Annotated in this window: 13 protein-coding genes and 1 pseudogene; 4 read left to right on the top strand and 10 right to left on the bottom strand. The window is 42.4% G+C overall.

Annotated elements, in window-relative coordinates:
- Positions 1-160: 160 nt before the first annotated feature.
- The 5 genes from ACFIKD_RS04270 to ACFIKD_RS04250 all read right to left on the bottom strand — a co-directional run bounded on the left by ACFIKD_RS04270 (position 161) and on the right by ACFIKD_RS04250 (position 3,333).
- Positions 161-361: a hypothetical protein gene (locus ACFIKD_RS04270; protein ID WP_375647300.1), complete on the bottom strand. Its 201-nt coding sequence runs from the start codon at positions 359-361 to the stop codon at positions 161-163.
- 247 nt (positions 362-608) lie between these two features.
- On the bottom strand, positions 609-1,352 hold the full coding sequence (locus ACFIKD_RS04265) for a YqaJ viral recombinase family protein (protein WP_375647299.1): 744 nt from the start codon (positions 1,350-1,352) through the stop codon (positions 609-611).
- Between the two features lie 770 nt (positions 1,353-2,122).
- A complete protein-coding gene (locus ACFIKD_RS04260; protein WP_375635610.1) occupies positions 2,123-2,311 on the bottom strand; it encodes a hypothetical protein in 189 nt (62 codons plus the stop codon).
- 2 nt (positions 2,312-2,313) lie between these two features.
- Positions 2,314-2,703, bottom strand: coding sequence for a hypothetical protein (locus tag ACFIKD_RS04255; RefSeq protein ID WP_375647297.1), 390 nt, complete (start codon positions 2,701-2,703; stop codon positions 2,314-2,316).
- Between the two features lie 312 nt (positions 2,704-3,015).
- A complete protein-coding gene (locus ACFIKD_RS04250) occupies positions 3,016-3,333 on the bottom strand; it encodes a transcriptional regulator (RefSeq protein ID WP_015857134.1) in 318 nt (105 codons plus the stop codon).
- A 415-nt stretch (positions 3,334-3,748) separates the two neighbouring features.
- Between ACFIKD_RS04250 and ACFIKD_RS04245 the strand changes: the two genes are divergently transcribed.
- The gene (locus ACFIKD_RS04245; RefSeq protein ID WP_375635609.1) at positions 3,749-4,819 is read left to right on the top strand and encodes a YdaU family protein; all 1,071 of its coding nucleotides are present in this window, start codon (positions 3,749-3,751) and stop codon (positions 4,817-4,819) included.
- Between the two features lie 137 nt (positions 4,820-4,956).
- Here the strand turns inward: ACFIKD_RS04245 and ACFIKD_RS04240 are convergent, their stop codons facing one another.
- Positions 4,957-5,145, bottom strand: coding sequence for a hypothetical protein (locus ACFIKD_RS04240; protein WP_375647332.1), 189 nt, complete (start codon positions 5,143-5,145; stop codon positions 4,957-4,959).
- Positions 5,146-5,238: 93 nt separating this feature from the next.
- Between ACFIKD_RS04240 and ACFIKD_RS04235 the strand changes: the two are divergent.
- Together ACFIKD_RS04235 and ACFIKD_RS04230 are read left to right on the top strand one after the other, a co-directional pair.
- Positions 5,239-5,439 (top strand): annotated as a pseudogene (locus tag ACFIKD_RS04235) (hypothetical protein); the annotation flags it as partial.
- Between the two features lie 29 nt (positions 5,440-5,468).
- Entirely contained in the window at positions 5,469-7,508 is a 2,040-nt protein-coding gene (locus ACFIKD_RS04230; protein WP_375647296.1) for a toprim domain-containing protein, read from the top strand.
- Here the strand turns inward: ACFIKD_RS04230 and ACFIKD_RS04225 are convergent.
- The 4 genes from ACFIKD_RS04225 to ACFIKD_RS04210 form a co-directional block, all read right to left on the bottom strand.
- The gene (locus ACFIKD_RS04225) at positions 7,499-7,843 is read right to left on the bottom strand and encodes a hypothetical protein (RefSeq protein ID WP_375647295.1); all 345 of its coding nucleotides are present in this window, start codon (positions 7,841-7,843) and stop codon (positions 7,499-7,501) included. The genes ACFIKD_RS04230 and ACFIKD_RS04225 overlap by 10 nt on opposite strands.
- 281 nt (positions 7,844-8,124) lie before the next feature.
- Positions 8,125-8,808, bottom strand: coding sequence for a hypothetical protein (locus ACFIKD_RS04220; protein ID WP_375647293.1), 684 nt, complete (start codon positions 8,806-8,808; stop codon positions 8,125-8,127).
- Between the two features lie 31 nt (positions 8,809-8,839).
- A complete protein-coding gene (locus tag ACFIKD_RS04215) occupies positions 8,840-9,457 on the bottom strand; it encodes a hypothetical protein (protein WP_375647292.1) in 618 nt (205 codons plus the stop codon).
- A gap of 58 nt (positions 9,458-9,515) precedes the next feature.
- Positions 9,516-9,935: a hypothetical protein gene (locus ACFIKD_RS04210; RefSeq protein ID WP_375647291.1), complete on the bottom strand. Its 420-nt coding sequence runs from the start codon at positions 9,933-9,935 to the stop codon at positions 9,516-9,518.
- A gap of 237 nt (positions 9,936-10,172) precedes the next feature.
- Here ACFIKD_RS04210 and ACFIKD_RS04205 point away from each other — a divergent pair, with 237 nt between their 5' ends.
- Positions 10,173-10,742, top strand: coding sequence for a hypothetical protein (locus ACFIKD_RS04205; RefSeq protein ID WP_375635598.1), 570 nt, complete (start codon positions 10,173-10,175; stop codon positions 10,740-10,742).
- The last annotated feature ends 2,330 nt before the right edge of the window (positions 10,743-13,072 follow it).

The raw sequence follows: 13,072 nt of genomic DNA, 5'->3' as shown, positions 1-13,072 counted from the left end.
ATTCTTCTTTTGTTTATTCTTCTCCTACCCCTCTCCTCTTTTCTATAAGCATCAATCACCTCCATTGATCCTCCATCAACGAAAGTATCATGCGCAGCATTCTCTCCCCAGTGAGAAAGGCTCTTGCCTTATTTATTAGTGCCTCCCTAACACTCAACATCTAACACTCAACATAAAAGCAGCTAAAACCCACGCCCCATACGTCTCCTGTCTCACTTCCCCAACACGCCTCCCACAGTTCCTCATGCATAAGCTCTTCATACCTCTCTTTCCCTATACCGACTAAAACAGATAGCCCCCAAAAAACAAAAGCATAACGCGCACCATTGTCATCGCAATAAAGAAGCATTTGCCCTTTCATGAGTAAAATAATATCTCCCCTTAACACTCAACACAAAAGCTCCCAACCCCCCCTTCTGTCCCAATACGTCTAAACAAACTTTAACGCTCCCACTTCGCCTTCAAACATCTCCTTCCATTTCCCAACAAGTTTTCACATTCACTCCAAATCCCCTGCGCTTCCTGTGCCCCCTACTTGCCGCTCTCCTCAAACACCCCACTTGCTTTTCCCCCTCTGCTCTTTCCTTTTTATAAAACTTTTCCCCTGCTCAATGCTGTACAGATCCCTTTCTTGCCCGCCTCATTCTTGTTTTGCCCACCAGCAGACGCTTTGCATTCGCTCCCCGCTCTCTGTTTTTCCTTTCCTTCAAAGCAATTTCTGTCCTTATACTAAAACCTGTCTCAACACACTTAATTTGCTGTACCATCTTCTCCAAAGCCTCATTAAAACGGCTAATTTCATTTTCAAGCTTGCAAATATACGCTTCATCACGATAAGCACGTTTAATCAAAGGTGGCATATCAGGCCAATAGAGCATTAAATCCACCCATTCGCGTTGAGAAATCCATAACCCTCCTTGACATTGTGCTTTATGTTCTGCTGGAAAAGTCTTTTGCATAAAATGAGGGATCAAAATTTCAGGTTTTTTTGTTTTTATTTCTAATAAGCCATTTTCTCCCACAAAAGCATCGGGAGAAAATCCTTGTCCGCGATCATCTGCCAAAACAAAGCCAATACATTCAGGTTCTGTATGCGTAAGTTTTGCATAGAGTTGTCGTGCGATTGGTTCTAATTCTGTCCCACGTCGCTGAGAAACCGTTGTTCCTTCCTCAACGGTTTTTCCTGTAATTCTTTCTCCCGCCAATTTCATCATCACACTATGATATCGTGAAGTTTTTTGCCCCTGTTTTTTTTGTGCCATAACCATCTCAAACAAAGAAGCCGTAATCAAACCATTGCGTACTTTCTGCCATTCTTCCGTTCCCTGAATACAATCGATAATGATTGGCATAGTATTTCTCCCCTTCATCTTTAAAGTGTTTTTTGCAATATATCCTCTTTGAAACATTCACATTGTTTAAGCCTGTATCCCTCACACGGACTAAAGGCGACAGCATCCTTCAATGCATCCCTCAAGTATTGTGCCCCTGAAAACAAAAAAACTGCTGCCCCCCTCAACATCCCCCCGCAAATTTCTCAATCACCCCAATGAAAAACCCAGCCGACAACTTTTCCCCCTCGCAAACCGCCCGTAATTTCTCATCCACAGACTCTTTTCTTCATGCCCCCTTTCCCATATCGGCTAAAAAATTTCCCCCAAGCTCCCCCCAAGAAGGAAAACATAACGCGCATCATGGTCACCGCAATAAAAAAGCATTTGCTCTTTCATGAGTAAAATAATGCCCCCTTAACACTCAATATAAAAGCTCCCAGAACACACGTGTCCCAAAACGTCTAAACAAGCTTTAACGGTCTTAATTCCCCCTTCAAACATCTCCTTCCATTTTCCAACATGCTTTACGTATCACTCCAAGCCACTGATAGTTACCTCTCCCCCCAATTTCCTCAATCCCCCCAATGAACCCAGCCGACAGCTTTTCCCCTCGCAAAGCTCCCGCAATTTCTCATCCATAGGCTCTTTTCTTCATATCCCCTTTCCCATATCGGCTAAAAATTTTCCCCCAAGCTCCCCCCCCAAGAAGGAAAACATAACGCGCATCATGGTCACCGCAATAAAAAAAGCACTTGGGCCCATCATTGCGGCTCCCTTTTTCAATCTAGCTATTGCACGACGGAAAAATCATGGCGGCAATATTCTTCCTCCAATTTTTTTGCCATAAACTGAGCCACCTCTTGCGATATGAAAAGAATAGCGTTGTGTTTTTGTGGTTCGAGTCTGATTAAATTTCGCATATTTCCAGCATAATAAAGTGGAACCCCTTGATAAGAAGTCTTGAGATAACTTGGCATGTTTACCACCAATAATCTGTCAAGACATCACATGGGCGTAAACGATGCTGTTTTTCATAAGAGCCATAGAGATTATCTTCATAATCGCAAGCGGCTCTTTCATTTAAACAAGCATGATAAGCTTCACTATTCAAAACGAAGGGCTGCAATGGCGTATTTTCTTCATTCATTTCATGATTTTCGACATAAAAGTCAGCGATTTGTTCCGTAACATCTTCAGCATGAGAAGTTGTCAGATCGAGTCGTAAAACTCTATAAACAGTTTCACATTCTTCAATCAGTTCGAGCACTTCTTCGATTTCATCGATTGGTCCTTCATAAATATTAGGATTTTCCTCTTCGCATAAAACGATAATGATTTCATCCTCTTTAACGAATGGAATATTTTTCATGATTTCCCCCTTTAGATAGTTGATAAAGCATAGCCTTGTCTTGACAAGACTAAATATAGCGTTAGTCTTATATCCTCTATAGGAGAGATGTCAACCATTTTATCCTTCATAAAAGATATATTTTAAATCTCTGCGGGGTTCAAATGACATATGTAAATAAAAATCTATTATTCTTTGTTCCTCTCATGTCCCTTTGTTGTTCTCTATTTGTTCTTACTCGATTGCAATTATAAACACGCTGGAGAGATAAAATGAGTGATATAATATTAATAAAATACTGGAGTCGTCTTGATTCAAAAGCACAGAAGGAACTTATTTTGGAGCTTCGTCAACGGGTCGCCGCAAAAGAGTCAAAATCGCCTGTCTCTCTTGCGGAGAGAGTTTTGAAATAAGCTCTATAAATTCTTTATCTTCAGGGCTAGCCCCTTTACCGTAAAGAATATAATTCATACTGATATTAATTTCGTGACAAATTCGCGAAAGAGATTCGATTGTTGGTTCTTTTCCTTCAGAAAGAATAGAATGAAGGTATCCCGCACCTTTACCAGCAGAGAGGGAGATAGATCTTTTTGACCGCCCACTTTTTTCCAAAGCGATCCTTAATCTTTGACGCCAACCATCGATATTCATAATTTCACCATATAGCGCGTCTTTTACAAAAAACACGTCCTTTTTATAAAATTGGCTTGCATTATCCTCTAAAAAGGATAAAATTAAGGAAACAAATTTTACTTTTTAGGGGGAAAAATTTTTTATTTTTGGATCATAAAAACACTTTAACCACCCCAAAGGATATAAAAGCCACCTCCAAAAGTTGCTGCCCAAAAGCAGATATATTGAAAATGTGTGGTACTCTTTATTTTTTCCATCACCGCAATCTTAAATCGTAAGTTTGCATGCGCTTCAAGCACACCCAATCATTTATAAACGTCGTAAAGAAGCCTCTCGTCATCATCAAACAGAGCCAAACAAAACACAAGCTGAATCCCTATTTGCGCTTTTATCGTCAATAAGAATGTATAAAAAAAAGAAAGTAGACTGCAGTATGAAACACGCTAATCAACAAGAAACTCCTCATTATGAATCGTCCAGGCTTCCGTATGTTTGTTGGTATCAAAATGACTTTCTAGGAGGTGTTCGTGGGATGCGCGCACACGAGATTGGAATCTATACGATTCTTCTCAATGAAATGTATGCACGCGGTCGTCCTCTAGAAATATCGGAAGAACGTTTAGCGCGTCTTTGTGGTTGTGACAAGCGAACTTTTGTTAATGTTTTAGAAATGCTCATCCAAGAGGGTAAGATTTTAAATTTAGCCAATGGATTATGGAACAAGCGTTGCGAAAATGTTTTTCAAGAGCGTGAAAAATTGCTTGAACAAAAATCCTTTGCGGGTCGTTCTTCGGCAAAAAAGCGTAAAAAAATCAATGCTGAGATTCAACAACTGCTTAACGAGAGTACAAAAGATGCTGCACAAAGCTTAGAAGCTCAAAAGACAGAAGAAAAGAAAACACCTCACGGTGTTTTTGAAAAGAAAATTTTGTGTGATGAGATAGAACCTTGTTTTTCCTGCGAAGAAAACTTTGAACAAAGCGATCACCAGTCTCTCTCTTTAGCTCTTGATTCTGCTCTCCCTTCCCCTCCACAAGAAGAAGCGGAGCAAAAAAACGCCTCTCCCCTAAACACTCCACAAGCCGATTTTGCCCCCGCCCCTATTGCGCAAATTGTCATGGGGGAAAAAACAAAATCCGCCACCAATCTCCCACCCAGCAATCTTCCTGTATCCATCCCGCCTTCTTCCAACAAAAAAACCACCGCCTCAGTTGCCAAAGGACACCGTCTTCCTGAACATTGGCAAGCAGACATCAAGGCGGCAGTTTCAGAAGGTTTGAGTGAAAGCCAAGCCTATTGGCAAGAAAAGAAGTTTCGCGACTATTGGCAAGCCAAGAGCGGAAAAGAAGCTCTCAAAGTAGACTGGCAAGCCACATGGCGCAACTGGTTTCGCCGTGAGATCGAACGGCTAGAACAGCAAAAACAGGGAAGCTCCTCATCTTTCATCTCTGAGAACAACGACATGCTTTACCGCAGTTTGATCAACTATAGCGACAATTCTTGACATCACACGAACAACGTATTTTTCAAGCACGCGCGGGGACAAAAAATGTTTCAAAACCATAAAAATAACAACAAAAACAACAATGAAATAAGCTATTCATACAGCAAAACAAGTCAACACCACCCCTACAACTCTCATCACAAAAGTGCTCGCCCTACACACGCCTCATCTCTTGCACGCAAAGGAACACAAACGCTCTCCAGCCTCTGTGTATCCATCCCGCCTTCTTCCAACAAAAAAACCACCGCCTCAGTTGCCAAAGGACACCGTCTTCCATGCACTTGGAAAATAGTTATCAACGCAGCAGTTTCAGAAACTTTCAGCAAAGATCATACCCTTCAAACAACGCTCGTCAGCCTTTCAGCATCCACCCCCTCTTTCTCGAGAAACACCCTTCTTCCAATTACCGCCCTTGCCAAAAAGGGTACCGTCTTCCTGAGCATTAGCAAGCAGACATCAAGGCAGCAGTTTCAGAAGGTTTGAGTGAGAGCCAAGCCCATTGGCAAGCAAAGAGCGACAAAGAAGCTCTCAAAGTAGACTGGCAAGCCCCATAGCACCACGGATTTCACTATCAGATCGAACGGCTAGAACAGCAAAAAGAGAATTCCCCCACATCTTGAGAAAAACAGCAATAATATCACGAATGACCATGAGCACAATTTTTGAAATCAAACAAAAACTTATCTCACAAGCAGATAGAATAGTAGAAATGCTTCTTCCCCAAGGGCACAAACGAGGCAACAATTGGATTGTAGGCAACACACGTGGTGAAGCTGGTCAAAGTTTATCAATTTGCTTGAGTGGCAGTAAAGCAGGACTTTGGTATGATTTTGCAGAAGGCACTGGAGGAGATCTTTTAGACCTTTGGTGTGAAGTCAAAGGCATTAGCCTCTCTCAAGCATTAGAAGAAGCACGCGCAACTCTCAATCTGACACGCCCAAAACCCTTTATGGTCCCTCATCGTTCCTATCGCCGTCCACCGGTTCCTAAAGGGCAGACCCCGCAGAATCTCGTAAAAAACTATCTCCACAAAGAACGCCACATTCCTCTAGAGGTTATAAAGCGTTACCGCATAGGAGAAAATGGTGAAAAAATCATTTTCCCCTTTTATAAACCCGATGGCACCCTTGCTCTAGTTAAAGAACGGCTCGCGCAAGCAGGAGCAAAAAGCAAACCAACAGCCTCTCAATGTGAACCGATTTTGTTTGGTTGGCAAGCCCTTTGCCCCACGCAAAACACACCCTCAACCAACCCAACCTCTGCACACGCATCCCAAAATACACCCTCAACCCACCCCGCCTCTACACAGGCATCCCAAAATACCCCCTCAACCCACCCCGCCTCCACACAGGCATCTCGAAATACACCCTCAACCAACCCCACCTCTACACACGCATCCCAAAACACCGCCTCAGCCCACCCCGCCTCCACGCACACGGCCCAACAGGCAACCCAGCACGCGCCGTTTCCCACTTTTTCTTCAACAAACCGTACAATTGTTATCACTGAAGGAGAAATTGATGCACTTTCCTTAGCTGCCTATGGATATCCGGCGGTTTCTGTTCCCTTTGGGGGAGGAAGTGGAGGCAAACACAACTGGATTGAAAATGAATTTGATCATTTAGAATCTTTTGAAACGATTTTTTTAGCCACAGATATGGACCAGCCCGGAGAAGAAGCAGCCCTCGAGATTGCCAGCAGGCTTGGACGCCACCGTTGCTACCGTGTACGTTTACCCCTTAAAGATGCCAATGATTGTTTAACCGCAGGGATTGATAAAGCCACCATAAAAGCCGCCTTTTCCTCAGCACAAAGCTTTGCACCAGAAGGTTTACGGCGCGCCTCAGACTATAAAGATCAAGTGATTGGGCTTTTTTGGCCAGAGCCTGAAAAACATCTTGGTTATACGGTTCCCTATCCTAAACTGAAGGACAAATTGCATTTCCGCCCAGCAGAATTAACGCTTTGGAGTGGTGCCAGTGGTGCAGGAAAAAGCCAATTGTTATCAGACTGTATTCCCCATTGGATTGCGCAAAAAAGTCGCCTTTGCTTAGCGTCTCTAGAAATGAAAGGAGAACAATCTTTACGGCGCTTAACCAAACAAACAGGCGGCTTAGAAAAGCCTACAAAAGAGACGATTGAACGGATTCTTCATTTTTTAGACGATGGGCTTATTCTTTATGAACATGTTGGCAAATCAAGCGTTGACACCTTGCTTGATGTCTTTGACTATTGTCGTGCGCGCTATGGCTGCGATCAATTTATCATCGACAGTCTCATGCGGCTTGGCATTGCCTCTGATGATTATGCAAGACAAGAACAAGCCGTTTATAAAATGGTTGATTGGGCTGTTTTAAACAGTGTACACATTCATCTTGTAGCCCATGCCCGCAAAGGCGGTCTGGATAAAGATATCCCCAGCACAGAAGACATTAAAGGTGCCTCAGAAATTGGCGCCAATGCCTTTAATATCATCACCATTTGGCGCAATCGATCGTTAGAAGACAAAATCTTTGCCGCCTCTCTAGCACAAGAAAAAGCAGATTTAGCCAAACGCCCTGGCGTCATTATGAATATTGCCAAACAACGTTCTGGTGATTTTGAAGGCAAAATAGGGCTTTGGTTTGATCCTCAAACCTACCGCTATCGCTGTTCTTTTGAACAAACATTCCCTCGACGTTATCTGTAATGCTCCATAAACCCCACTCTCTTTAAAAACGCCTCCGCCTTCACACGCGCACGCCTTGCTCCCACAGAAACAACAGGAAGGATAAATCCACAAATGATAAAAAACACCCAATCCTTCGAGAACCAAAGCCAGCCCAACTCCATATTCTCTGCTCCCAAACGCAAACAAAAAAAGATCGCTCCAACAACGGCGCAAAACACCAGCCCCTTCAATAGCCACAAACAACGCGTCAGCACCCCATCTTGCCGCCCCCTCATATGCAAAATCAAGAACCACTCCAACACTACAGCAAACACGATCCCTATCAAGGACAGGAGTCCCCACGGTATATCCATACTCTCCATCCCCTAAAAGAGCCAAAAAAAAGACGACTCCTAAAATACAGTAAAACAGCACTTCCTTCAAAAAGAGGGAAATACCACAAATACAATAAAACGCCGCCCGCCACCACGGAATATCGAAGCGCTTGGAAACTTTATAAGTACCAATAACGACAACAATAAAAAGGTAGGAAAACACCAACAACAGCAAAAAAAACAAATCGTTCGACATCAATATCCAAAATAACTCACAGCAAGCACATTAAAGGTCACACCCATGGAGAAAAAAACACCACCTACCTCAAGAACCAAGCCCCTAGAACACGCGCACGCCTTACACCCTGATAAATCAAAGGAGAAAGAAATCCAAAAATGAATAAAAACACCCAATCCTTCGAGAACCAAAGCCAGCTCAACCCTAGATTCTCTGCTCCTTCACGAGTAAAAAAAAGGATTAGTGCCAAAATGCAGCAAAACAGCACAAAATTCAAAGAACGCAACAACCTCTGTAACACCGTATCACTTTGCTCGCGTATAAAGAACCCCAAGAGCACTTTCAACAATACAGTCAAAAGCAATCCCTTTAAGAATACCGCCCTTATGCTATCCATATCTCTGACGCCCACAGCAGCAAACCACAGGATAAAGCCCATAAGGCAACAAAACATGACCGCCTTTAAGAACACTTGCCCCGCCACAGGCATACTCTTGACGCCCAGATGCACCAAACCAAGGACAGTTGCAAAAATGCAAGAAAACACCGCCCCCTTCAAAAACAGCTCCCCACCAACAGCGCGCCTGCCCACGCCCACATAAATAAAACCAAGGTAGGTGGCAACAATGCCATAAAGCACCACCCACCTCCAAAACATCCACCCTGTAACAGAGCGACGCTTTGCTCCCACATAAATAGAAACAAAGGCGAGAGCCAAAGGGCAGAAAAATACCAACCACTGCAAAAACATCAAATCGTTCGACATCAAATACCCCTCACAGTAATAACATCAAAGATCACGCCCGTGGGGAAGAGAAACGCTCATTCTTTTTAAGCCCCCCCAACAGTACACGCATACACCGTACCCCCTCCAGAGCAAAAAAAGGAACAAGTCCAATAGTGCCCGCAAACACCCCATTGTTCGAGATCACAAACCAGCGAACCCCCATATGCTTGGCGCCATTATACGCCAATCCAACAACAGCTCCAACAACGCAGGAAAACACCACTAACTTCAAAAAAGACACCCCACGCGATATCCATTTACCCTGCACCCTCATAAGCAAAACCAAGGACAGCCCCAGCAATGCAACAAACACCGCTCCGATCACTAAAAATTCCCACGATATATCAAAACGCTTCGCTCCCTTATAAGCAAAGCCAAGAACCACTACAGCAATGGTGCAAAACACCACAGCCTTGAAAAACACGCCCCACGATACAGTCCTACGGTCTGCTCCCACAACAATAAAACAAAAGGTCGCTCCAGCAATGCAAGAAAGTTCCACCCCCTGCCAAAACACCTCCCACGTAATAACCGGTCGCCCCGCATCCTCATAAGCAAAACCAAGGACCAAGCCAATAACGCAGAAAAACGCCAGCCCCTTCAAAAACATGTCCCGCGCAACCACCATACGCCCCGCTCCTTTATTAAGTAAAAATCAGAGACCATGCCCAAAATGCAGCAAAAGATCAATCCCTTTCAAAGAATGAAAGCCTAAACCCAAAACGCCTTGCCCCACGATAAATAAGCCCAAGGACAAGACCAAAGACAACGCCAAAAAGAATGTTAAACACCCACCTGTTTGAGAACCACACCCAAGTCAAACCAAAAAGCTCAGCTTGCGCATAAATAAAATCAATGACAGCAGCAAAAATGAAGCTCAACAACAACATCTTGAAGAACAAACCCTGATTTACACCACGCCGCTGCATTACTTCATAACCCAACATAAGGAAAATGCCAGGAGTGCCATAAAATACCACAGCCCGTAAAAATACGCCCCACGTCATCCCCAACGCCTTCATTTCCATATAAACAGACACAAAGACAACAACCACAATGCAGAAAAATACTAGTCTTTTCAAAGACAAAGCACCGCGCAACATCATTCCACTCCCCCATCAAGCCATTCAAGGAAAATCCACCATGCAACAAAACACCCCTCTTTTCAAGAGTCAAATCCATGGGGCTCCCCCACACAAACGCAACAGTCCAAGTCACCCCCAAGAGCGCACAAACCCTCACGCACACTCCAACACATGTCTTCCTCTAATCCCCCTGTTTTGCCTAGAGCAAGCAACATTTTTTAAAAACGAGAAGCAAACGATAATTTTTAAGGAGATGATATGACCCATCAAGAGAGAAAAAATACGCAAACCTGCCCGCTTGACCATCAAGATAAAGGAAGGCACATTGGTCATTTAAAGGCGCAAGAAATCCCTGTTGAAACGAGCAATCCTTATTTTCAATCCAATCATCCAGAAAACTCCAGCAATCCGCGTACCATCAATGCCATTGCCAATGCACAAAGCCATCCCATTGCACTTTTATATGCCAAAGGACATCTTAGCAAAGCCCAATATAAAGCGGCAGAACGTTTTTATTTTTACTGGCGTCAAAGTCAAGCCGATCTCCACATGAGCCTTGACTACACCCGTGAAAAGGTTTCCTGTAGCCAAGGGTACACACACCCCATTGAACGTCAAATAGAAGCATCCAATCATTTAAAAACAATCAAAGTTCAACTGGGTATTCTTGGCTATTCACTGCTTGAACGCGTTATCGGCTATGGACAAGCAATAAAAGAATTAAGTTCTTCAAAACGCAAACAAAATTCCCTTGCCGATCATTTACGAGATTGTTTAGACTTGTTAGCATTTCATTGGGGATATGCAAACCATAAACATTCTGAATAATCCCCCTCCTCGCCATTCTAAGCTACCTCCCATGTTGCTGCCCCCTCTAAAGCCCCCCACATGGGCTCAACCATCCAGAAGCTCCCCCCCACCTCTTCCATCCCCTCACCCCCCCACACACCCAAAAGGACAATACTTCACTCCACACCCACTCAAGATACACTCCGCACCCTTAAAAACAAAAATCCTTCCCCCACACCAGTCCTGTAATCATGGGGTGCTTTTACGTTTATTCGTTTTTTATTGAAGAATACGTTTTGTTTAAGATGCTTGCATGCATCATAACAGCTTTAAATACAGTTTAATTGTTTAATTAATATCGAGTCTCAAAATAAATATTCAATTGAAAAAAGTATTCATTAATTTTTAATGCAAAATGACATAATCTTCTTTTTTGTAAAAAGTATTTTTTATATTGATATCTTTTCAATTCTCTGCTAATTATAGCGTAATAGTTTTGTAAGTATGAATTTGTGGATTGAATACAGTCTTTTGAGTTCATTTTTTTAACATGTCCTACTAGCCAATGTTAAAATTCTCCTGCTTTTAGTCCTCTGATTACAACAGGGGACTTTTTTTACGACTGTACTTTTTTATAACTGTGTTGTCTTAAATCACTCTCTTATGAGCTTTGTTATATTCCTCCATAAAATCTCCCCGCAAAATGGATCATTCTTTTGTCAAATTGGCTTGCGTTCCATCCTCAAAGAACAAAGCTTTTTAACCCAATCTGATCTACAAACAGCTTGGATAGACTTCACTCTTGATTTTCCATTCAGGATTTTCAGCTAAACTCAAGGTGCGACAAAACAAGCTCTGCCCTAAAAATCCACCGCACCCTTAAAAAAACACTTCAATATATCCAAGGCGGCTGGCTCTCATATCACCAAACCGCAAATGACAGTGTTTTACGACATAACAGAATGACTTATATTTAATGACTTTCTTTATCCTGTACCCCACCAAAAGGTTGATGTATCACGACACCATATTGATTTATAATTATAATCACCCGTTCTTCATATTAAAATAAGAGACCCGAATATCATAGGGGTTCTCTCATTTTAAATTTATTTCAGGTTGCAAGAATCAACGCCATGTCTTTTGCACATTACCAACATGAGAGACATATGAAATAAAACACTTCAAAGATAAAGAATCAAAATGCCTCTTATAAACACGCTCAAGCACTAAAGGCTGTCATCACATTAGGCACTAGAATAGTATGATAGTGCTGGCTTTCCCCTTATGAGCTTTTAAAGAAGGGCTTATCCACTTCACGAGAGATTTCCCCATTATCCCATTCACCAACATCCCCATTCACCAACATTATTGTGAGATAAGACAACATGATGTTTTTTAAATAAGGACGTAAATGTGCAACACAAATATATTCTGTTTAGAACATTCTGTTTTACGTAAGGCGCGTAAAACCCCATTAAAAAACTGGTATCCCCACGAGAAAAAATCTAAAGCGTGAGGATAAAAACATAAAACAAGCGTGATTCCATTCAGCTATTGCTCTTTAACCGTCAAACCGCATAAAACATAGATCTCGGAAAGACGGAGGGAAGCTTTATCCATAGCACTTCATATTCTTCTCAAATATGTTGATCTTCCTGCTTTAAAAGATAAACTAAAAATATATACAACATCTCTCCTAACACCCCCCTCTTTCTAGCATCCCTCAAGAATCAAACGTTATACAGCTCATTTTGTCATATTATAAAGCACTGTTATTTTAAGGCGGTGTTGAAACAGTTAAAATAATTAAAGTGTTTAACCAACGCCATTAGCGAAGCAAAAAAACAAACTGTTGAAAAGCAGTGTAAATCTTGTGTAAACATAAAAAAAACAAGAAAAAGGCACAAAAATATCTTAATTATTATAAAAATACTCAGCGTCTTTTACGATTGTATTGACGAACAACCCTGATCACATAATCATCTTAAATGTTGAGAATAAAGAATGAATAGCCCTAACAAATACAGCAACCTATCAATAAAAATATAAAAACAAATCTTTTGGCTATCCCTGTTTTTTTACGGAATAGGCCTTTCCCTTTGGATACTGCTCACTCTCATGAAGCAGCATCCAAACTGTAGAGGATGCACTCCGCCTTCAAAAGAGTGCATCCTTCCCCTCAACGGATACTGCCCACCCTCATGAAAGCAGCATCCAAACTGTAGAGGATGCACTCCAGCCCTCAAAAGAGTGCACCCTTCCCCTCAACGGATACTGCTCAACCCTGATAAAGCAGCATCCAAACTGTAGAGGATGCACTCCAGCCCTCAAAAGAGTGCACCCTTCCCCTCAACGGATACTGCTCA

This window comes from Bartonella sp. CR84HXZ (genome assembly GCF_042194535.1).
In the GTDB taxonomy this organism is placed as follows: domain Bacteria; phylum Pseudomonadota; class Alphaproteobacteria; order Rhizobiales; family Rhizobiaceae; genus Bartonella; species Bartonella grahamii.
The sequence above is the reverse complement of the archived record's forward strand: the minus strand, read 5'-3'. Positions and strand labels throughout refer to the sequence as shown.